Genomic DNA, 21,523 nt, shown 5'->3' on the forward strand with positions numbered 1-21,523 from the left:
CAATGCAGACCCGTTCTTCCCGCATGGCTGGCTTCGGGCATGCCGTGCCAGTGCGATGTGTACGCAACGCGGAGATTGAGACGCGTCTTGGGCTGGAGGCTGGCTGGATAGAGCGTCGGACGGGGATCCGCACACGTTATTGGGCGCAAGAGGGCGAGACGCTGAGCGGCCTTGCCGAAAAAGCCGGCCGCATGGCACTGGAAAACGCGAAAATTGGCACCGAGGATATCGCACTGACATTGCTTGCGACCTCCACACCAGACCATCTTTTGCCGCCTTCGGCCCCGCTGCTTGCGCACCGGTTGGGCCTCACACAATCCGGGGCGATCGATCTTGCCGGGGCCTGTTCCGGTTTTCTCTACGCGCTCACTCTTGCGGATGGTTTTGTCCGCACCCACGGCCGCGCGGTGCTGGTTGTTGCCGCCAATATCTTAAGCCGTCGTATCAATCCGGCGGAAAGGGCAACGGCGGTTCTGTTCGCCGATGCTGCCGGCGCCGTCGTGCTTGTCCCCTGCCGGGATGCGCAGCGCGGCCTTTTGTCTGCCGATCTCGTTTCGGATGGGAGCGGTTACGACCTGATCCAGATCGCGGCGGGCGGCAGCAGCCAGCCTTTTTCCAATGATGCAGAGGCTGAAGATACCCTGATGACGATGCGGGACGGCCGCGAGGTCTTTTCCCGTGCCGTCTCAACAATGACGCAGACCTCACAGCGCGCTCTGCAACGCGCAGAAATGACGGCCGCCGATATCCATCGATTCGTGCCGCATCAGGCCAATGCCCGCATGTTCGATGCCGTCTGCGGCAATATCGGCATCGACCGGCAAAAGACGGTACGTACAGTCGAAACCTTCGGCAACTCTTCTGCCGCCACTATTCCGCTTTCGCTTTCCGTTTGCAATGCTGAGCGGCCCATCGCGGAGGGTGAAACGCTGTTATTGACGGCGGCAGGGGCGGGGATGACTGGGGGGGCGGTGGTGTATCGAGGCTAGGCCAGCTGGATACGGAAATGTCTGAGTCGGATCGAGCCGCGCGTACAACGTTGGCAGATATAGGCAGAGCGCGGTGATGCAGCTCAAGTGCTCGAAACAGTTTGATTTTGTTTAAAGAAATTTGGCTGGGGAACCTGGACTCGAACCAAGATTAACGGAGTCAGAGTCCGTCGTTCTACCATTGAACTATTCCCCAAAAGCCCGAAGCGGGTTACCGCGTTCGCTTTGGTGGGTCGTCATATAGATGATTTCTTGCGAGGCGCAAGTCGAAAAAATCGAAAAATGCGTTTTCGTCGCTCTTTTGCGTCTGTCTCCTGCGTCAGAGCCGCGCACGGGTGGAGCGTGGGGTGGAGAGCAGAAGGCTGGTCTCGCTGCCGGTAATGCCAGGGACAAGGCGGATACGGCGGAGCACCGCGTCGAAATCGCTGAGAGTGGCGGCGTTAAGTTCTACGATCAGGTCCCAGCGGCCGTTCGTGCTGTGAATTTCGGATATTTCCGGGAAACCGCCGAGCGTGCGGATGACGCGGTCCGTCACATGGCCTTCAATCTCGATCATCATGATGCCGCGGATCGCCGCCTCCACCGCATCGGCACGCAGGATGACGGTATAACCGATGATAGTGCCGTCATTTTCCATTTTTTCGATGCGTGAGCGTACCGTTGCGCGCGAGGTTTCCGTCTCGATCGCCAGATCGGAAATGCTGCGTCTGCCGTTATGCCTCAAAAGGGTTACGAGCTGTTCGTCGAGATCATCCATTGGTAGCCATTCTGATAAATAGATTTGACCAAATCGATAGCCTATTTCGATAATATTGCCAATATTTGATGTTCATTCCGCCATGTCTGTGTGGTTTAGTGAGGTTATCGGTTGATAAAAGCGAGGGCTCAAATGGATATCAGGCTGATCGGTGCGCCGTTGCAAATCGGAGCCGGGCAATTGGGGTGTGAGATGGGGCCGAGTGCGTATCGCATCGCCGGTCTCACGCGGGCGCTCGAAGATCTGGGCCATCGGGTGGTCGATACCGGCAATGTGACGCCGGCGCCGCTGAGGGAGTTTAGCCACCCAAATCCGGCGGTGCATCATCTCGCTGAGACGGTGGCCTGGACCGAGGCGCTGACGGAGGCCRCCTATCGCGAAAGTGCTGCCGCCGTTCCGATCTTTCTTGGCGGCGACCACGCAATTTCCGCGGGAACCGTCGCCGGCATGGCGCGGCGGGTGGCGGAGAGTGGCCGGCCGTTTTTCGTGCTCTGGCTCGATGCCCATACCGATTACCACACGCTTGAAACGACGCGCAGCGGTAACCTGCATGGCACGCCGGTCGCCTATTTCAGTGGTCGCGACGGATTTTCGGGTTACTTTCCGCCGCTCTCCCATTCGGTTCCTGAGGAAAATATCGGCATGATCGGCATCCGCAGCGTCGATCCAGCCGAGAGAGCCGCACTGGAAGACAGCGGCATCACCGTTCACGACATGCGCTCGATAGACGAACATGGTGTCGCGGTTCTTCTGCGCGCGTTCCTTGCGCGGGTGCAGGCGGCAAACGGCCTGTTGCATGTCAGTCTCGATGTCGATTTCCTCGAACCGTCGATCGCGCCTGCGGTCGGCACCACGGTTCCGGGTGGGGCGACGTTCCGTGAGGCGCATCTGGTGATGGAGATGCTGCATGATAGCGGGCTTGTGTGCAGTCTCGATCTCGTGGAGCTTAACCCGTTTCTTGATGAGCGCGGCAGGACGGCGACGCTGATGGTCGACCTGGCTGCCAGCCTGATGGGCAAGCGGGTTATGGACCGCCCGACGCGGGCCGGCTAAGGGGGATGATGCAATGACGATTATACCGAACCTTAATATCGTACCTTTCGTCAGCGTCGATCATATGATGAAACTCGTGCTGCGCGTGGGGATCGATACGTTTCTGCGCGAGCTGGCCGACGTGGTGGAAGAGGATTTCCGCCGCTGGGAGAGTTTCGACAAGACGCCACGCATCGCATCGCATTCCCAAGAGGGCGTCATCGAGCTGATGCCGACCAGTGATGGAACGCTGTATGGCTTCAAATATGTGAACGGCCATCCGAAAAACATGAAGGAGGGCCGCCAGACGGTGACCGCCTTTGGGGTGCTTTCTGATGTCGGCAACGGCTATCCGCTGCTCCTGACCGAAATGACCATTCTGACGGCGCTGCGCACCGCTGCTACTTCGGCTGTCGCTGCAAAACACCTTGCCCGCAAAAATGCCCGCTCGATGGCCATCATCGGCAATGGCGCACAGAGCGAGTTCCAGGCGCGGGCCTTCAAGGCCATTCTCGGCATCGACACGGTGCGGCTTTTCGATATCGACCGGGCCGCCAGCGAAAAATGCGCCCGCAATCTTGCCGGTCAGGGTTTTACCATCGAGATTTGCGATAGTGCGCAGAGCGCAGTGGAAGGTGCAGATATCATCACCACCGTTACCGCTGACAAACAATATGCTACAATCCTGACCGACAACATGGTTGGTCCCGGCATTCACATCAATGCCGTCGGCGGCGATTGTCCCGGCAAGACGGAACTGCACCGGGACATTCTGCTGCGGTCGGACATTTTTGTCGAATACCCGCCGCAGACCCGCATCGAAGGTGAAATCCAGCAATTGCCCGAAGACTACCCCGTCACTGAGCTATGGCAGGTCATATCGGGTGAAAAGCACGGGCGGGTAAACGACAGGCAGATCACGCTGTTCGACAGCGTTGGTTTCGCGACCGAGGATTTTTCGGCGCTGCGTTATGTGCGCTCGAAACTGGCCGCCACCGGGCTTTATACGGAACTGGATCTGCTGGCCGATCCGGATGAGCCGCGCGATCTGTTTGGAATGCTGTTGCGTTGCGAGGCGGCTCTCGCCTGAGAGGACGTTCAACGGGAATGACGTCAGCCGGCCCGCCTGCGTTCCCTACGGGCAACGGCATGTTCCCGCCAAATGGTGAAGAGACCGGCGGCGATCACGATTGCAGCACCCAGAACCATGTTGGATGTAACGACCTCGCCATAGATGGTGACGCCGATGATGGAGACGAGCACGAGCTGGTAATAGGAAAACGGCTGGACGGAGGCCGCATCCGCCAGCTCGAATGCCTTGATCAGGCAATAATGGCCGCTCATGCCGGTAATGCACAGCGCCAGCATCCAGCCCCAATCCTGGGGTGCGAGGCTAACCCAATAAAACGGACCCACCAGCGTCAGCGCTGCCGCACCGGCCACGCCGGTATAAAAGAAGCTCGTCATCGCTGAATCGCTCTTGCTGCCAAGGCGGGTCAGGACGCTGTAGAGCGCAAGCATGAAGGCGGCGATGAAAGTGATCAGCAGGCGGTTGTCGAACCCTTCGCCATCAGGTTTCAGAATGACGAGAACGCCGATGAAGCCGACAAAAATAGCGCACCAGCGCCGCCAGCCCACATGTTCGCCAAGCAACGGCACGGACAGTGCGGCGACGATCAGCGGCGCCGAAGCGAGGATGGAGTGGCTGTGCGCCAGCCCGACAACGGCAAAGGAGAAAATGGAAAAAACAATCTGCACGGCAAGAAGGACGCCGCGGCTGATCTGCAGCCCCGGACGGTTGGCCATGACAGCGCCCCGAATGCCGCCAGAGGACTTTGCAGCCATCAACAAAACGAAGACGGCGAACGCCCAGTATCGAAGCATGGCGACGAAGACGGGCGGATAAGAACCGCCAAGATGTTTGGATATGCCATCCTGCGCTGCAAAGATCGTGAATGCTATGAGCGCATAAAGATAACCGGTCTTGGGTGATGGCATAAATAAACCACTGTCCGGCTGTTGCCGGCAAAAAGAGGATTCGGCGTGAATAAGGTGAATAGCAGCCATATGGTCTGGCCGTATCTTGTCAGACAACCTTATTTTCCGAATAGCTGCCATGCAAGTCCGAAGACTGCCTCTGCCCGGTCAAGTTCACGGGTGGCGCCGATGCTGGTGAAAGCTTTGCGAATAGCTTTTTTCCTGTCCGCCATGCGTTAACGCACCGCGGACAGGATGTCGGTTATGGAGTGATTTCTGTGTCGATCAGCCGATCGTCACGGCCGCCTTCGAGGTGACGGATTTCAGCGCAGCGTCGGCCAGTTTCAATGCGATCAGCCCATCCTTGATGGAGGGTGACGGAGCCACATTGTTTTCGATGCAATCGATGAAAGCGGTAATTTCCGCCGCGTAGGCCGCCGTATAACGCGTCATGAAGAAATCATGCAGCGGCGGGCGGGTGTAGCCCTCAGCATTGGCAATCTCGATGGAGACCGGCCGCTGGTTCTCGGCCGCAGCCGAACCGAGCGAACCATGCACTTCGATACGCTGGTCGTACCCATAGGTCGCGCGTCGCGAATTCGAAATGCTGGCTTGCCTGCCGCTTTTCGTCGTCAGAATGATGCTGGCGCTATCGAAATCGCCGAGTGCACCGATCTCCGGATTGACGAGAACGGAACCGGTGGCGAATACGCTTTCCACTTCCTCGCCGAGCAGGAACCGCGCCATGTCGAAATCATGAATAGTCATGTCACGGAAAATGCCGCCGGAAACCTTGATGTATTCGGCTGGCGGCGGGCCGGGATCGCGGCTGGTGATGGTCACCATTTCGACCTTGCCGATGCGGCCATCCTCGATTGCCTTGTGCACGGCCTGGAAATGCGGATCGAAACGCCGGTTGAAACCGAGCATCACCTTTGCACCGGTTTCCTCAACCACCTTGGCGCAGGCTTCCGCACGGGCCACATCCAGATCGACGGGTTTTTCGCAGAAGATGGCCTTGCCGGCACGGGCGAAACGCTCGATCAGATCGGCATGGGTGTTGGTCGGCGTGCAGATGATGACGGCGTCGATCGTCTTGTCAGCCAGAACATCGTCGATTGTGCTGACCTTGCACTGCGCTTCGCGGGCGATTGCTTCCGCAGCACCGGCAACGGCGTCCACAACGGCCACCAGCTTCGCACGGCTGTCGGTGGTAATCGCCTTGGCGTGGACCTTGCCGATCCGTCCAGCGCCGAGCAGTGCCAATTTCGTAACCATCTTTCCTCCGGTTCCTCACACCCGTCTTCCACTCCCGGAAAGACAGAATATGAACGCAAACAATGTTTCGATATGGAATATATGTTCTATTTTGCTAGATCGACATCGGAGGCGTGTCAAGCGTTTTGACGACGGGCAGGTCAGCCGAAATGATCTCTTCGGGAGGTTGCGCAGGAGGGGTGAGCGCTGCGTTGAGAAAGCGTTGAAACGGGAACAAAATCCTGACCGGCAATCAGTTGACAGAGGGTGCGACGACCTCCTGTTGGGGAAGCGCATAAACCTCGACCGGGGTTTCAAGGCCGCGCAGAAGCCATGGGCCGAGATTGTCCAGCTTGTCCTCGTGTCCGGCCATACGAACAAATTCTTCGGAAAACAGGACGTTGCGGCCGGTTTCCTTGGTCAGGGTTTCAAGCCGTGATGCGATGTTCACGGCCGGACCGATGACGGTAAAATCGAGGCGGGTTTTCGAGCCGATATTGCCATACATGACATCGCCGACATGGACGCCGATGCCGTAACCCAGAGGGTCATGGCCTTTCTGGCAATTGATGTCGTTGAGGGCAACGAGACTTTTCTGTGCGCTGGCAATGGCTTTCAGAAGGTTTTCACAAGCCTGCGGATCGCTGAGCGGGAAAATCGCCAGCAACCCATCGCCCATGAATTTCAGGATTTCACCACCGAATTCCTCGATCGGATCGCACATCGCGTCGAAATAACCGTTCAGCAATTCGATCACATCATCGCGCGGCCAGAGGTCGGAAATATGGGTGAAGTTGCGCAGGTCGCAGATCAGGATCGCCGCGCCGACCGTTATGCCGCTGCCGCGCGTCGTTGCGCCATTGAGGATTTTTTCGCCCGCATGCGGCCCGACATAGGTCTCCAGCAGGGTGCGCGTCATGCGGTTTTTCAGGCGAATTTCGCTGACCAGCGCGAGCGCCGGTAGCAGGTTTTTCAACGCAAGGACTTCCGCTTCCAAAAAGCCACCGGGCCGATCGCTGGAAAAAGTGGCGACATGGCGCTTGCCGAACGTATKTTCGATCGGCCAGGCGAAATAATCCGTCAGCCCGTCGGCGCGCAATTCCTCATAGATCGGATAAGCGGATGGCTCGATTTCGTCGCCGGTCAGCCGGTGGCGGATTTCGGTTGCGCCCTGATGGATGTCGTTGATGGGGCTGTTCAGATATTCGGGCGAGCTCTCCGCCCCATAGCCATAGGTGGTGATCTCGGCCGACGATATGCCGGCCTTCCACAGGATGCGCGCGCCAAGCCATTGCGGGTGACGAATGCGGAAGGCAAGTGCGCCCCGCGCTATGGAAATTCCACTTTCGCGCAACCTGCTACACAGCTCGAAGAATATCTCATCGATAAAGCGCTCGTCCTTCGTGCCGGTGACGAGCCAGTCGAGAATTTCCGTTTTCTCCGTTGGCCACAATTCATCCAATGCTGAAGAAACCCGTTCTTCGGTGTTAAGGCTGAGTGTCATGGCAGGATTCCGGAAATTATTGGTGCTCTCGCGCAGGCGGGCCACATGGCGAACATGTCCCGTGCGGACATCATGTGGTGCCGGATAACGGAAATGTTAAGAGAGCGGAGCGGAAAATGTTCCGGAGAGACTTGTAGCGTTCAAACCGTTACGCGCGCCGCCCGGATGTTGCGTGAACATCGTCCCCGGCGGCGCTGAGATTTGGTTCGGATCGTTGTGAACGATCAGATAACGGTTTCGACTGGAATATGCAGGGCGGCGGCAACGCGCCTGATGCGCAGAGGATCGCTGTCTGAGCCGTCTTCCAGGGCGCGGATTTCATTGGCTGTCAGGCCGCAGGTGATGGCAAGCTGATCGACCGTATATCCGGCGAGATTGCGCGCCATCAGGACTTTTCGGGCGAAAGGAGCATCTGTTTCCTGATCGGAATCGAGTTGTGAGACTGAAATTGTCATTTTTTGCATCTCCCTCATGGTGGACACTTTAATGCGGATGGCAAAGAAAGGTTGCCGGAGCCGAATGCGACCGCGTTACCGGAGAAAAATCGTGTTGCAACGCAGCGAGAACATAGCCGCTTCATCCACCTACGCAATAGTTAAATTTTGTTAAGATTCGTGATCGCAGGATTCCCGCGGGATTTATCGCAGGAACAAGGGGTTGAGAAAAATACTATTTTTCCGGGGTTTAGGCGGATGAAGACTGGCGGCCTGTGCTACAGCATGCCCCAGGCACGGAAGCGGCCGCGGCCTGTAACCTCCCTCAACTCCAGTTGATTGGCGAGCCCTATCGCGCCCTGCGGCGTGGTGCCGAGTTCCCTGACTATCATGGCCGCCGAAACCACCGGCCGGGAGACGACAAGCTCCACCAGCTCTGGAAGACGCGAAGACGAGCGTCGGCCGGCCAGCTTGCGCATCATGCGTTCTCTGGCGTGGGTCAGCCTGTCATGTTCCTTCATGCTGGCCAGCGCCGCCTCGTAAAAGCTGTCGAGAAGGGCGATTAAGCGTTGCGTCTGGTTTCTGGCGTGCCGGCGCTCGCGCGGGACGGCACGAAGACCAGCGCTGAGCGCCGGCAGATGATCGGGAGAGACAGCCCCGTCGCGCAGAAAAGCGGCGGCCATGAGCCTGCCGAGCCAGGGGCTGCGTTGCAAAACCTCGATCATATTCCAGGCATCCAGCAGGATTGCGGTGCGCAGGATTGGGGGCAACTCCTCCGTCTGGCCAAGGACCTGCCGCCATTCCTTCAGCCTTTCCTCCTCGTCCCAGTCGGGATCGTTGATCATCGGATGGGCCTCTTCCCGATGTGTCACCGGCGCAAGGGTGGTGCCGGCGGTGATCGCGTCCAAGGTCGCGGCGCTTCGCGCCAGAAGTGCGTCCAGCTCGGAAAAGGCCCCGTCCAGCGGTGTCTCGCCGTCTGCATCAGCCTCTTCGTTGCCGGAATGATCCACCGTTTCCGGGGTAAATGCCGTCGCGTCGGCGGCAATTCCCATTCTTCCGCGCAGACGGGAAAGGCCTGGTGCAGTGAAGGCCCAGCCTGGCGCGTTTGAAAAAATCAGCCGCCTTGAGCGGACGATCCGGTGCGCCGCCGTCATTTCATGGGTTGGCGCCCGCACATCCATATGGGCGTCATGCAGGACCAGATCTTCCATATGGACAAGTTCGCCATCCACCCACATGGAGGAAATCGCGTCGGTAAAGTCCTGCCTTTCGATGAAGCCGTGTTTCATCGGCGACCGGCTTATCCTCTCGTCCAGTCGTGCCAGCGCTTCACCCGCGCGCGCGGCGGGGATGAGAAGCTTTTCGATATGGATGTCCGATGTATCGTAAATCATTGATATTTTTTAGTTTGAGCACGGCCGGGTGACAAGGCGTATTAGAATGGTCCGGCGCGGAAGAGGGCGAGTAGACGCTGCCATTGCCATGCTGCGATGCGGCGTAAACTTGCGCATTGCAATATGGCGGGTATATACCCCCTCCGAGAGCGACAAATTATCACACCTTCCGTTCGCCCTTCCACCTCCAGGCGAGATGAATTGGAGTTTACCGTGAATATTATGGCAAATGGTCCCGCTACGGCACCGGATCAGAAAACCCGTTTGAAATCCATTATCGGCGGATCGGCGGGCAACCTCGTCGAATGGTACGACTGGTACGTTTATTCGGCCTTCACCCTTTATTTCGCGCCGGTGTTTTTCCCTTCCGGAAACCAGACCGCTGAATTGCTGAGCGCGGCCGCCGTTTTTGCCGTCGGATTTCTGATGCGGCCCATCGGTGCGTGGTTCATGGGAACCTATGCCGACCGCAAGGGCCGCAAGGCCGGCCTGACCTTGTCCGTTACCTTGATGTGCCTCGGCTCGCTGTTGATCGCAATTACACCCGGCCACGAGACGATCGGCATTGCAGCGCCTGCCATTCTGGTGTTTGCCCGCCTGCTGCAGGGCATCAGCGTCGGCGGTGAATATGGCGCCAGCGCGACCTATCTCAGCGAAATGGCCGGCAAGAACCGTCGCGGCTTCTTCTCCAGTTTCCAGTATGTGACGCTGATTTCCGGCCAGCTTCTGGCGCTGGCGGTGTTGCTGGTTCTGCAACGGGTTCTGACACCCGAGCAGCTCGGCGCCTGGGGCTGGCGCATTCCCTTCTTCATCGGTGGCGTTCTTGCAATTGCGGTGTTTTACATCCGTCGCGGCCTTGCCGAGACGCAGTCCTTTGAAAATGCCAAGGCGGGCAACGCGGACAAGCCGAAATCGAGCGGATGGGCGCTGTTCAAGCACTACCCGCGGGAAGCGATGATGGTCATGGCGCTGACATCTGGCGGCACGCTCGCCTTTTACGCCTACACGACCTATCTGCAGAAATTCCTCGTCAATACCTCCGGATTCAGCAAGGAAAGCGCGACCGAAATCACCACGGCAGCCCTCTTCGTCTTCATGCTGTGCCAGCCGATTGCCGGTGCACTGTCGGACAAGGTGGGTCGCAAGCCGCTGATGGTCGGCTTCGGCATTCTTGGAACGCTGTTCACCTATCTCATCTTCACGACGCTGGCGACGACAACCGACCCGATCATGGCTTTCGCTCTCGTTCTGGTCGGCCTGTTGATCGTCACCGGCTACACTTCCATCAATGCGGTGGTGAAGGCGGAAATGTTCCCCGCCCACATCCGGGCGCTTGGTGTGGCTCTGCCCTACGCGCTGGCGAACACGATTTTCGGGGGAACGGCAGAATTCGTAGCCTTGAAGTTCAAGCAGATCGGCCACGAAAACTGGTTCTTCTGGTACGTTACGATCATGATTGCGCTGTCGCTGGTGGTTTATGTGAAGATGCGCGATACGCGCGACCATAGCCATATTCACGAGGATTGACCGGCCACAATTATACCAGCGAAAGCCCCGCCCCCCTGGCGGGGCTTTTTGTTTTCAGCGCATTCAGGCGTCTTCGACCGGAAGCACGATGCGGGCCTCAAAACCGTCCTGTCTGCCGGGTGCGGGGGAGGATAGCACGAGTTCGCCGCCAATCTGTTCCATCAGGCTTCTGACGATAGCGAGGCCAAGCCCGGTGCCATCAGCCTTGGACGGGCCTCGGACAAAGCGCGTCGTCAGTTTGGGAAGAAGCGCCTTGTCGATCGCCGCGCCGGAATTGACGACGCGGATCGTACCGTCCTCTTCGGCCAGTATGTGCACCGGGCTTTCCGCCGGACTGTGGATCAGGGCGTTTTCGAGAAGGTTGCGGATGATGATGCCGAAGGCATCCGTGCCCAGCTTGCAGTTCAGGCCGCCTTCGCAGCGATTGGTGAAGCGGATGCGGGACGTGCCGATCGCCGTTCTGCTCATATCGTCGATGATCAGCTCGAGAATGGGGATGAGGTCGGTCGCCGTGTCTGTTACCCCGATCCTTGCTTCCGCGCGCGACATCTGCAGCAGTTTTTCGGCGAGATGGCCGAGATGCATCAGGGCCTTCTCGATATTTTCCACGCGTGGTGCAAGTTCAGGCGGAATATCGGCGTGCAGCCGCTGCGCCTGCGCCAGCGCGCCGGCAATCGGCGTGCGCAATTCATGGGCGCTGTTGGCGGTAAACTCCCTTTCCGCTTCGATTGTCGATCGCAGCCGCCTCAGCAGCAGATTGACCGAGCGGGCAATCGGGTGAAGTTCAGCCGGAAACGGCAGGGTTTCCAGCGGCGCGAGATTGCCGCCGTCTTTTTTCCCGATCTCGTCGCGCAAGGTCTGTATCGGTTGCAGGGTTTTGCGCACTACGAAGATAACGGCAAAGATGCTGGCGGGGATAAGAATGAGAACGGGCAGCAAAATTGCAGTGCCGGCTTCCTCGATTGCCTCACGCCGGTTGGCGAAGGCATCTGCGACCTGAAGGAAGTAATTCCCGTCCGGTGTCGCCACCGTGTAGATGCGCTGGGTCGCCGTTTCAGAAAAACCTGGGTCGAGAGAGACCTCGAAAGGTTCGGTCGAACTGTCATGCGAATGAAGGACGACCTGTCCTTCCCGGTCGCGAACCTGATAGGTCAGATATTCCGCCGCATGTGCAGACTGGTTGAGTTTTTGCGAGGCGGGACCCGTGTTGTTTTCCCTGAGATCGTCTACCAGCAGTGGCAGCAGTCTTTCGGCTGTTTCCTCAACGCCAGCGTCGAAAATTTCAGCGAACTCGTCCTGCATCACCATGACGCCCAACCCGCAGGCGATAAACCAGGATATGGCGACAACGCTCGTCAGCGCCGTGACGAGCTTGCGGGTCATGCTGGTTGGTCTGGCCATTTCTGTCTACCTGATGGTGTAGCCGACGCCGCGCACGGTCTCGACGCGGTCATGGCCGATCTTCTTGCGCAGCCGGCTGATATAGACCTCGACCGTATTGCTTTCTATTTCCGCGCCGAATTCGTAGAGCGTATCGTGCAGTTGAGATTTCGAGACGACCGCACCGGGATGCTCGACCAGCTTTTCCAGCACGGCCCATTCTCTGGCGCTGAGCGTTTGCGCTGTTCCGTCAACGACGATATTGCGCGCCACCTGGTTGATTTCGATGCCGGGCAGGCGAATGACGGGGGCGGAGCGCCCCTCGTAGCGCCGCGAGACCGCCAGCATGCGTGCCGAAAGCTCGTTGAGATCGAAGGGCTTGACCAGATAGTCGTCCGCTCCGGCATTCAGTCCGGCAATCCGGTCGGACACCTGGTCGTGCGCCGTCAGAATGATCACCGGCGTCGAGTCGTCTCGGTTGCGCAGTGATTGCAAAAGGGTGATGCCATCGCCGTCCGGCAGCCGCATGTCGAGCAGGATGAGCCCGTAGGCCATGGTCAGCGTCGCCGCCGTGGCGTCGTCGAGCAACTTAAACCAGTCGACGGCGTGGCCTGCCGCGGCGACATGGTCTCGCAGCGCCTCTCCCAGCACATGATCGTCTTCAACAAGCAGAACCCGCAAGACAGCTCCTTTATCGCGTCGTCTTGCGTATCGCTTTCACGGGATAAGCGTCAAGCACTGTATGCTCAGCTATTCTGGCGCTGCGTGCAGCCGCCGAACACGTCCTGCGCGGAATCGTAGACGGAGGTGGAGACGTTCATCATTCCAAGTATACTGTGGAAATAATTGTCGTGCGAGCGCCCGCCCTTTGCTGCGCCTTTTGCAAGGCATGCGCGATCCAGCCCCATTGATTTGGCGAAATCATCATCGAACCAGACGAGAAACGGCACATGGGTCTGCTGGTCGGGTGCCAGCAGATAGGGTGCGCCGTGCAGATAGACGCCGTTTTCGCCAAGCGATTCACCATGGTCAGAGGCGTAGATCATCCCCGTTGCCAGCGTGTTGGAGCGTGCCTTCAGCTTGTCGATCACGGTCGACAGGAAATGATCGGTGTAGAGAAGCGTGTTGTCATAGGAATTCACGATTTGCGCGTCCGTGCAATTGCCAAGCTCAGCGGTTCGACAGTCCGGGGTGAACTTCCGGAATTCGTCGGTGTAACGCAGATAGTAGGTCGGCCCATGGCTGCCCATCTGGTGCAACACGATGACACTGTCCTTCTTGACGTTATCGAGCCATGCGTCGAGCTTGTCGAAGAAGATATCGTCGCGGCATTCTCCGCCGGTGCAGAAGCGGGTGTCGTTGGTGGAAGGCAGGTCGAAAAAGGGAATGCGGTCGGCCACGTTCTTGCTGCCGGTGTTGTTGTCCAGCCAGGTTGCACCGACACCGGCATGGACAAGAACATCCATGACGTTCTCGTTGGCGAGCGCCTTGTTGTGGCTATACTCAGAACGCGGGAATTTCGAGAACATGCAGGGAATGGAAATCGCCGTCGCAGTGCCGCAGCTGGTTGTATTAGGGAAATAGATCACGTCGCGCTTTGCCAGTTCCGGGTTGGTGTCGCGCCCATAGCCGTTCAGGGAAAAGTTCGCAGCGCGCGCGGTCTCACCAGCCACGATGACGGTGATGCGTGGCTTGTGGATGCCACCCAGCGCCGGCAGGATTTTCGCATCCTTGCCGATCGGGCTCACCTGTATGTCAGCTTCCTTTTCCGCCTGCGTCAGATAGTGAATGGTGGATATGATCGGCGACAAGGGATTGACGCTTTTGACGATATCCTTGTGCTGGCGCACGGCGGTGGTGAATGTTTTGGAATTCGCAAAGCTGATGATGCCGGCAACGGTGAGGCAGATCAGGATGCTGACGGTGTTCCACAGCAGCTTGTCGATGATCGGCCGATGCCGAACCCGGACGGCGGCGATGACGAGCGACGGCACCAGCCCATAGATGGTCAGATGCCAGAAAAGGCCAGGTGTCATCAGATTGCCCGCTTCCGCCCGCGTGGTCTCCACGGCGTTGCGGATCATGTCGCTGTCGATGATGATGCCGTAGCGGTCCATGAACCATGAAGCCGCAGCGGCCGCGAATACCAGCAAGATAAGAAACGGCTTGATGAGATATTTGGCGGAAAAAATGGTGATGAGCGCACCGAAAAGCGCCGCTATGGCGACATAAAGCCCAACGATGGCGACCGGATAGGCGGAAAGATAGGTGTGAACCTTCGACCAGAACGTCTGGTTTGTAAAAAACAGCAGATAGGCCCCCGTCAGCAGACAGAGCGGCACGCTGCCTATTTCCGGACGAAGAATTACAGTCCCAGTCGTTTTCGCGGTAAAAAGCGCCACTATCAGGTCCCACCAGATTCAGAACGGCGGGTATCAGCAAAGAAAGTGCGAACACCCGTATTTAAACTGGCTCAGAGGCCAGTGGATGGCGGTTGCATCATTTAGCTGACATCAACCTGAATGATTGTCATGAATCTGTCATGTTGCGCCGCGCTCCATGCGGCGGTGGACGTGGTTTCATGTCGATGACCAAGCTCTCGAGCGGATATCAATTAATTCAGCCCGACGAGGCCTGTCGCCGTGGTGCGCATTGAAAACACGCGCGTGGCCCGGACCGGTAGCAGGCTGCCCGCAGCCAGGTTCTGGAAGGTCACCGTCGCCCCGGACAGCAGGGTTAGGCAGAGATGACCACCATTGCCCACATAGATGGCGCGCGTGGGGGAAGGAAGCGGGTTCGTATCATCAGGAACAACCTCGAAAGCATGGGATGCCGGGGATTCGAGGCCTGCGGCGTGGTGTTCGTAAGTCTCAGCCATTGCTGTCTCCCGTAAATCGAAATCTGCCGCGATTATACGGTGCGCCGCGGCTGCGGGGAAAAGCGGGAACAGAAAATATCCGGACGGGATTTAGGCCTTGCTTCCGGTTTGCCGAAAAGAGCGCCATTCTTTCCGTAATCTCATGTGGTTGCGTCGCTTGGCCTGTTGCCACCGATGCCGCGGAAACGGACGATGACGGGTTTTTCGTCCACGGGATCGGCAGCCGGGTCGTGGATATTCAGCGCATGGGCGGGTGCGGTCGCGTCAATTGCGGGTATGGAGAATGAAGGCCCTGACGGCGGGAGAGGCTTCCGTTTTCCGGTGGGCGATGGCGAGGTCGGAAGTCGTGGCGCTTGCTGCAAGCGGCACGTAGCGCACGCCGGGCAACCGCAGACAATCGAGCGAGCGCGGCACCAGCGCCACACCGAGGCCGATCGCCACCATGCTGGTAATGGTGGTGTAATCCCGGCCTTCCGGGCTTATCGTTGGCTGGAACCCGGCCTCGTTGCAGGCTTCTATCGTATTGTAATGAAAGCCGACATCCGGCGGCTGCCGCGGTGTGATGAAGGTCTCGTCGGCAAGGTTCTTGAGGTCGACCTGCAGCGCAAAGGCCAGGGGATGGTTTTCAGGAAGTGCGGCCACCAGCGGTTCGCGCAGAACCACATGGGTTGTGACACCTTCCGGAACGGGCGCAGGCGGGCGGATGAAGGCAAAATCCAGATTTCCGTCGGCGATCTTGGCGAGTTGCAGCCGCATCTCCATCTCGATCAGTTGCAGTTCCACATCGGGATGAGAGGCGCGGAAACTGGCGATGGACTGGATCATCAGGCCGGAATAGGCGGCCGAAGCGACATAACCGATGGAGATGCGGCCCGTCTCGCCGCGATCGACGCGTTTAAGCGCCGCAAGTGTCGCCTCGGCATTGGCGAGAATTTTGCGGGCATCCTCATAAAGAAGCTGGCCAGGCGTGGTGAGCTTCACCGATCGCCGTGTCCGGTCAAGCAACGGCATGCCGACGATCTGCTCGAGCGCCATGATCTGCTGGCTCAAACCCGGCTGGGCAATGCCGAGGCGGGCGGCGGCGCGCTCGAAATTGCGCTCATCCACCAGCGTGGTGAAATAGCGCAGGTGCCGCAGCTCGAACGCGTCCGCCCGGTTTGCCGGTTTCCTGCCCATCATCACTGCCTTTCCTGACGGATTTGAATAATTCCAAGCTATTATCCGTAAGAATTTTCATAATCAGTAGTTCTGAAAAAATCCAGTTTCACTTATTGGATCACAATCCGCTCCTTGCGTAATAAGATGACTTAAATTCTCCAGAAAAATAACCGTCTCATGGCGGCGCGGTTGATGAAGGGTCTTGGCGTGCAGGGAAAATCTAAACACATTTCCATTCTGGCGGGCGGTTGCGCTGCCATCGCCTATGTGGCGTTCGTGACCTCCGGCGTTGCCCTTGCGCAGGAAGCCGGAACGACGGTGCTGCAGACCATCACCGTGGACGGCGCGAAAAATCAGGACTCCAAGGCGCCGGTGAAGGGCTATGTGGCAAAAACCAGCGCCAGCGCCACCAAGACGGGGCGATCCCTGATCGAGACGCCGCAATCGGTTTCCGTCATCACCAGGGATCAAATGGATGCGCAGAATGTCCGTAATCTCAGCGAGGTGCTGAATTATGTGCCTGGCGTCGTCGCGCAGCCGTTTGGGGCGGATCCACGTTTCGATGCGCCGCGCATTCGCGGCTTTCAGGGTAACCAGCTGCAGTTCCTCAACAGTCTGCGGCTGATGCGCACGGCCGGTGCGCCGTCTTATGAGGTCTACGGTCTGGAGCGGGTGGAAGTCATTCGCGGGCCGGCCTCGGTGCTTTACGGTCAGGGTAATCCCGGTGGCCTCATCAATCTCATCAGCAAGCGGCCGACTTTCGAGCGTTTCGGCGAAGTCGGAGCGCAGATCGGCAGCTTCGATTATTACCAATCGATGTTCGATATTGGTGGGCCGGTCGCGGATAGCGACAGTTTTGCCTATCGCCTGACCGGCCTTGCCCGCAACGCCCATCTTCAGACGGACAATCTGCAGAACGATCGTTATTTCATCGCCCCGGCGCTGACATGGCAGCCCGACGAGGATACGAAACTGACGGTTCTCGCCTCCTATCAGCACGACAATCCGAGTTCGCCGTCTGGCCTGCCGCCGGCGCTGACCTATCTGAGACCAGGCAATATGCTGGACCGCAGCTTTTATGTCGGCGATCCCTCTTTCGATACCTCAAGCCGCAAGTTCACTAATATCGGCTATGAGTTCGAGCACCGTTTCGACGAGACCTTCACCTTCCGGCAGAATGCGCGTTATTCCAATTTCGACTGGTCCTACCGCGCGCTCGGCATGTCTTCGACCAGCGGCGGCATGATCGGCAATCTCATCCGCCGCAATGCGACGTTCCAGGATGAATTGCTGAACACCTTCAACATCGACAACAGCCTGCAGGCGGAGTTCTCCACGGGACCAGTCGACCACACCCTGCTTGTCGGGCTGGATTACCGCTATTTCGACAATAACGTCAAAACCGAATTCTGGGCCGCAACGCCGCTCAATCCCGTCAATCCTGTTTATGGCGGGCCAATTAGTCTCACCTCGCGCACGCTTTATGCCGATGTGAAGACGGATATTTCCCAGATCGGTCTTTATGCGCAGGACGAGATGGCCTTTGAGAACTGGCGGGTCACCGCCGGTCTGCGGCAGGATTGGGCAAGCACCGGCGGCACGACGTTCAACGGAACGACCTACCGCACTCTCGACAAGGACGACCATAAGCTGACGGGCCGTGTCGGGGTCAGCTATCTCTTCGATGGCGGCATCGCGCCGTATGTCAGCTACGCGACCTCCTTCGAGCCCGTGCCGCAGCCGGCTGTCGGTGATGCGCCGAAACCGACCACGGGCGAACAATGGGAAGCGGGCATCAAATATCAGCCCGAGGGCTTTGACGGTTTCTTTTCCGCGGCGATCTACGATCTGAAACAGAAGAACGTCACGACGACGGTGGGCGGGGTGACGCAGCAGATGGACGAGGCGCATGTGAGAGGCCTCGAACTGGAAGGCGTCGCAAGCCTTGCAGACGGGCTCGACCTGCGGGCGGCCTATACCTACATGGACAGCGAGGTCTCCGGCCGTGTGAACAACGGCAAGGAGCTGGATAGTACGCCCCGGCACGCCGCCAGCCTCTGGCTCGACTACACCTTCCCGGAAGATACGGCGCTTGAAGGTTTCGGCATCGGCGGCGGTGTCCGTTATGTCGGAAAACGTTATGGCGATGCGGCCAATGCCTTCGAAATGAAGGGCCTCGCCCTGCTCGATCTCGGCGTGCATTACGAGAAGAACGGCTACCGCGCCTCGCTTCTGGTGCAAAACTTGACTGATAAAGAATATATTTCTAGTTGCTCCACTTTCGGATGCTATTACGGTGACGGCAGAACCGTTATGGGCAAGCTGACCTACCGTTGGTAACGCCATATTAAAGTGAAGCAGCAGGGGCATGACGCGTAAGGATCGATGGATTTCCCCCCTCTGGGGGCGGCGGGAATTTTTAAGCCTGCTCGCCGCCTCGGCTCTTGCGGGCAAGGCGCGGGCAGCAGTGACGCCGCGCATCGCCGCCATCGACTGGGCCATGCTGGAAACATCTGTGGCGCTCGGCGTCATGCCGGTGGCGGCGACCGAACTCATCCAGTTCCGGTCCGGCGCGGTCGAGCCTGATATCCCTGAAACCGTCGCCGATCTCGGCCTGCGCGGCGCTCCGAATTTCGAGCTTCTGCAGCTCACCCGGTCGGAGCTCATTCTGATTTCGCCTTTCTACACACGTTATACCGGCAGGCTGGAAGCGATCGCCCCCGTCTTTTCACTGCCCTTTTACGTGAAGGGTGAGCCGCCTTTCGAAAAGGCGCTGGCGGCGGTCACCGCGCTTGGTGAAAAGCTCGGGCGGGCCGAAGAGGCGCGCAAGGTTCTGGGTGAAACGGAAGCGGCACTGCACGCCATGCGGGCCCGTCTTGCCGGGTTTTCCGCACGGCCGACCTATGTCATCAACATAGGCGACGCCCGGCATTTTCGTGCCTTTGGTGCGGATAGCATGTTCGGGGATGTTCTTGGCCGTCTGGGGCTGACCAATGCCTGGGTGGATCGGTCGCAATTCACCTTCGCGGCCCCGGTGCCGCTTGAAAACCTCGCCGCCTCATCCGATGCGCGCATCGTCATCGTCTCCGATATTCCGGTGGAGGCGCGGGAAACTCTGCGCAACAGTGCCATCTGGCGTGCGCTTCCGGCCGTGCGGGAAAACCGGGTGGTCACCCTCGGTAATGTCAGCCCCTATGGCGGTATCACCGCAGCCATGCGTTTTGCGCGGCTTTTGACCGAGGCTCTGGCAACCCACGGAGAGGCATTGTGACGGCACGGCCTCTCCAGCTTTTCTTCGGCCTCGTCTTTCTTCTGGCCTGCGGGCTTTCCCTGCATGCCGGATTGCTGCGGTTACCCCTCGGCGCTTGGCCCGGCCTGCCGTTCGATGCCGCGTCCATGTCGATGGATCAGGTCATTTTCGCCTTCAGCCTGATGCCGCGTGTGGCGGTTGCCATTCTGGCGGGGGCGATGCTGGGATTGTCGGGTGCGCTTTTCCAGCAATTGCTGCGCAATCCGATTGCCGACCCCTCCACCCTTGGCATCTCTGCCGGCGCCCAGCTGGCAATCGTCATCGCGACCCTGTTCTTCCCCTCGGTGCTGGATGGCAACCGCGCATGGGTGGCGCTCGCCGGCGGTACCGCTGCGGCCTCCGTGGTGTTTCTTCTCGGCTGGCGGCGGTCCTTCGAGCCCGTCACCATGGTGGTGTCGGGACTGCTGGTCGGCATCACCGCCGCTTCCGTTGCCGCCGCGCTGACGCTTGCACGAGGCGAATATCTAATGTCGCTTGTGGTCTGGAATGGCGGTTCCCTCAGCCAGCAGGACTGGTCGAATGCGTTTCTGCTTGCCGCCCAACTTCTCGCTGGTCTGGTTCTCACCGGGCTACTGATAAGGCCATTGACGGTTCTGGGTCTCAGCGATTCCAGTGCGCGATCGCTCGGCGTATCGCTCTTTTCGATCAGGCTGGCGGTGGCTGCCGTCGCCGTGATGCTGTCGGCATTCGTCGCCGCCGCCGTCGGTCTCGTCAGTTTTATCGGACTTGCAGCACCTGCGCTTACCCGTGCGCTGGGTGTGCGACGTGCATCTTCCGTGCTGTTCGTTTCGCCGCTTCTGGGCGGTCTGCTGCTCTGGTTCTGCGACGGTCTCGTGCAGCTTCTGGCGAGTACGACAGCGGAAGTGTTTCCGACGGGTGCGGTCACGGCTCTCATCGGCGGGCCTTTGCTGCTTTGGCTGCTGCCGAAAATCCCGCCTACGAATATCCATCGCAATGAGGGCGGCGATCTCGCGATCAGACGCAGGCTTGCCTCCCTGCTGCCGGTGCTTGTCATCATGGCCGGGCTGGTTTTTGCAGCCCTCGCCATCGGCAAGGGGCCGGAGGGCTGGACGGTGCTGAAAGCTGGCGACCTGCAAAGCCTTCTGCCCTTTCGTTGGCCGCGGTTGATGGCGGCTTGTGCTGCCGGTGGTTTATTGGCGATGGCGGGCGCGCTTCTGCAGCGGCTGACCGGAAATCCCATGGCAAGCCCGGAGGTGATCGGCGTCAGCGGTGGCGCGGGTCTTGGTTTTGCCGCCGCCATCACGCTCTTTCCGGCCGCCGGGCTGTTCGAACTGTTTTGCGGCGCCGGCCTCGGCTCGGCAGCCGTCATGATGCTCGTTCTGTTCTTTTCGGTGCGCCGGCATCTGGCGCCTGAAAAAATACTGCTCGCCGGCATTGCCATCAGTTCGCTCTGCTCGGCGGTACTTTCGGCACTGCTTGCCATTGGTGATCAGCGGGCCTGGCAAATTCTCTCCTGGCTCAGCGGCTCGGGTTCGACGGCGACATCAGCTTCGGCGATCTTTCTTGCGGTGCTTTCCGTCGTGCTCCTGGCCGCTGCCCTGTCGGTGACGCGCTGGCTGGTGATCCTGCCGCTTGGCCGGGATGTGCCGCTCTCACTAGGTCTGCCGCTCGCTACGGCGCGTATTGCAGTCATCGCCGTGGCCGGCATTGCCACCGGTGCGGCCTCACTGCTGGTCGGTCCGCTGAGCTTCGTCGGGTTGATGGCACCGCACATTGCGCTTCGGGCCGGTTTCACCACACCGCGCGACCACCTGTTTGCATCGTTCCTGTTCGGTGCGGTGCTGATGGCGCTTTCCGATCTCGGGGCAAGAACCGTGACCTTTCCTTACGAGTTGCCGCTTGGGCTTTTTGCGGCTCTGGCCGGTGCGCCCTATCTGATCTGGCTTTCAGGCAGGCGATGATGAT

Annotated in this window: 18 protein-coding genes and 1 tRNA gene; 7 read left to right on the plus strand and 12 right to left on the minus strand. The window is 59.0% G+C overall.

Translation table 11 applies throughout. The annotated features are described in order from the left end of the window. Positions 1–2 precede the first annotated feature (2 nt). Entirely contained in the window at positions 3–989 is a 987-nt protein-coding gene (locus AC1DCP_RS18205) for a beta-ketoacyl-ACP synthase III (RefSeq protein ID WP_476774539.1), read from the plus strand. A 122-nt stretch (positions 990–1,111) separates the two neighbouring features. Here AC1DCP_RS18205 and AC1DCP_RS18210 read toward each other — a convergent pair. Together AC1DCP_RS18210 and AC1DCP_RS18215 are read right to left on the minus strand one after the other, a co-directional pair. Continuing rightward, positions 1,112–1,185, minus strand: a tRNA-Gln gene (locus AC1DCP_RS18210). Positions 1,186–1,308: 123 nt separating this feature from the next. Then, positions 1,309–1,746: an Lrp/AsnC family transcriptional regulator gene (locus AC1DCP_RS18215; RefSeq protein ID WP_113157755.1), complete on the minus strand. Its 438-nt coding sequence runs from the start codon at positions 1,744–1,746 to the stop codon at positions 1,309–1,311. Between the two features lie 132 nt (positions 1,747–1,878). On the opposite strand from AC1DCP_RS18215, the gene rocF reads away from it, so the two are divergent. Both rocF and AC1DCP_RS18225 read left to right on the plus strand, forming a co-directional pair. Next, the gene (gene rocF / locus AC1DCP_RS18220) at positions 1,879–2,799 is read left to right on the plus strand and encodes an arginase (protein WP_476774540.1); all 921 of its coding nucleotides are present in this window, start codon (positions 1,879–1,881) and stop codon (positions 2,797–2,799) included. A 13-nt stretch (positions 2,800–2,812) separates the two neighbouring features. Next, positions 2,813–3,868 (plus strand): ornithine cyclodeaminase, encoded by a 1,056-nt coding sequence (locus AC1DCP_RS18225; protein ID WP_173994223.1) that lies wholly within the window; start codon positions 2,813–2,815, stop codon positions 3,866–3,868. Positions 3,869–3,891: 23 nt separating this feature from the next. Here the strand turns inward: AC1DCP_RS18225 and AC1DCP_RS18230 are convergent, their stop codons facing one another. From AC1DCP_RS18230 to AC1DCP_RS18250, 5 genes are all read right to left on the minus strand, one after another. Then, a complete protein-coding gene (locus AC1DCP_RS18230; protein ID WP_476774541.1) occupies positions 3,892–4,776 on the minus strand; it encodes a DMT family transporter in 885 nt (294 codons plus the stop codon). A gap of 264 nt (positions 4,777–5,040) precedes the next feature. Continuing rightward, positions 5,041–6,033: an inositol 2-dehydrogenase gene (iolG, locus tag AC1DCP_RS18235; RefSeq protein WP_476774542.1), complete on the minus strand. Its 993-nt coding sequence runs from the start codon at positions 6,031–6,033 to the stop codon at positions 5,041–5,043. 232 nt (positions 6,034–6,265) lie between these two features. After that, positions 6,266–7,516 carry an adenylate/guanylate cyclase domain-containing protein gene (locus AC1DCP_RS18240; RefSeq protein ID WP_476774543.1) on the minus strand — a complete coding sequence of 417 codons (1,251 nt, stop codon included), beginning with the start codon at positions 7,514–7,516 and terminating at the stop codon, positions 6,266–6,268. 224 nt (positions 7,517–7,740) lie between these two features. Beyond that, positions 7,741–7,971, minus strand: a complete 231-nt coding sequence (locus AC1DCP_RS18245; RefSeq protein ID WP_004431634.1) for a helix-turn-helix domain-containing protein — start codon at positions 7,969–7,971, stop codon at positions 7,741–7,743. Between the two features lie 257 nt (positions 7,972–8,228). Beyond that, entirely contained in the window at positions 8,229–9,344 is a 1,116-nt protein-coding gene (locus AC1DCP_RS18250; protein WP_476774544.1) for an RHE_PE00001 family protein, read from the minus strand. A gap of 222 nt (positions 9,345–9,566) precedes the next feature. Here AC1DCP_RS18250 and AC1DCP_RS18255 point away from each other — a divergent pair, with 222 nt between their 5' ends. Next, positions 9,567–10,871 carry an MFS transporter gene (locus AC1DCP_RS18255; RefSeq protein WP_004431639.1) on the plus strand — a complete coding sequence of 435 codons (1,305 nt, stop codon included), beginning with the start codon at positions 9,567–9,569 and terminating at the stop codon, positions 10,869–10,871. Between the two features lie 63 nt (positions 10,872–10,934). On the opposite strand, the gene AC1DCP_RS18260 is transcribed toward AC1DCP_RS18255, so the two are convergent. The 5 genes from AC1DCP_RS18260 to AC1DCP_RS18280 all read right to left on the minus strand — a co-directional run bounded on the left by AC1DCP_RS18260 (position 10,935) and on the right by AC1DCP_RS18280 (position 16,308). Continuing rightward, on the minus strand, positions 10,935–12,272 hold the full coding sequence (locus AC1DCP_RS18260; protein WP_019566566.1) for a sensor histidine kinase: 1,338 nt from the start codon (positions 12,270–12,272) through the stop codon (positions 10,935–10,937). A gap of 6 nt (positions 12,273–12,278) precedes the next feature. Then, positions 12,279–12,932, minus strand: a complete 654-nt coding sequence (locus tag AC1DCP_RS18265; protein ID WP_004431644.1) for a response regulator transcription factor — start codon at positions 12,930–12,932, stop codon at positions 12,279–12,281. Positions 12,933–12,997: 65 nt separating this feature from the next. After that, positions 12,998–14,653, minus strand: a complete 1,656-nt coding sequence (locus AC1DCP_RS18270; protein WP_026330983.1) for a phosphoethanolamine transferase — start codon at positions 14,651–14,653, stop codon at positions 12,998–13,000. A 212-nt stretch (positions 14,654–14,865) separates the two neighbouring features. Beyond that, positions 14,866–15,129 carry a spike base protein, RCAP_Rcc01079 family gene (locus tag AC1DCP_RS18275; protein WP_019566564.1) on the minus strand — a complete coding sequence of 88 codons (264 nt, stop codon included), beginning with the start codon at positions 15,127–15,129 and terminating at the stop codon, positions 14,866–14,868. Positions 15,130–15,393: 264 nt separating this feature from the next. Next, complete coding sequence (locus AC1DCP_RS18280) at positions 15,394–16,308, minus strand: LysR family transcriptional regulator (protein WP_004431656.1); 915 nt, start codon at positions 16,306–16,308, stop codon at positions 15,394–15,396. Between the two features lie 156 nt (positions 16,309–16,464). Between AC1DCP_RS18280 and AC1DCP_RS18285 the strand changes: the two genes are divergently transcribed. The 3 genes from AC1DCP_RS18285 to fhuB are packed head-to-tail and all read left to right on the plus strand — an operon-like array spanning position 16,465 to position 21,519. Then, positions 16,465–18,627: a TonB-dependent siderophore receptor gene (locus tag AC1DCP_RS18285; protein WP_004431660.1), complete on the plus strand. Its 2,163-nt coding sequence runs from the start codon at positions 16,465–16,467 to the stop codon at positions 18,625–18,627. A 28-nt stretch (positions 18,628–18,655) separates the two neighbouring features. Further along, entirely contained in the window at positions 18,656–19,558 is a 903-nt protein-coding gene (locus AC1DCP_RS18290; RefSeq protein WP_004431662.1) for an iron-siderophore ABC transporter substrate-binding protein, read from the plus strand. Beyond that, a complete protein-coding gene (gene fhuB / locus AC1DCP_RS18295) occupies positions 19,555–21,519 on the plus strand; it encodes a Fe(3+)-hydroxamate ABC transporter permease FhuB (protein WP_111788773.1) in 1,965 nt (654 codons plus the stop codon). Before AC1DCP_RS18290 ends, fhuB begins: the two co-directional genes overlap by 4 nt. The last annotated feature ends 4 nt before the right edge of the window (positions 21,520–21,523 follow it).

This window comes from Agrobacterium sp. 10T429 (genome assembly GCF_056393925.1).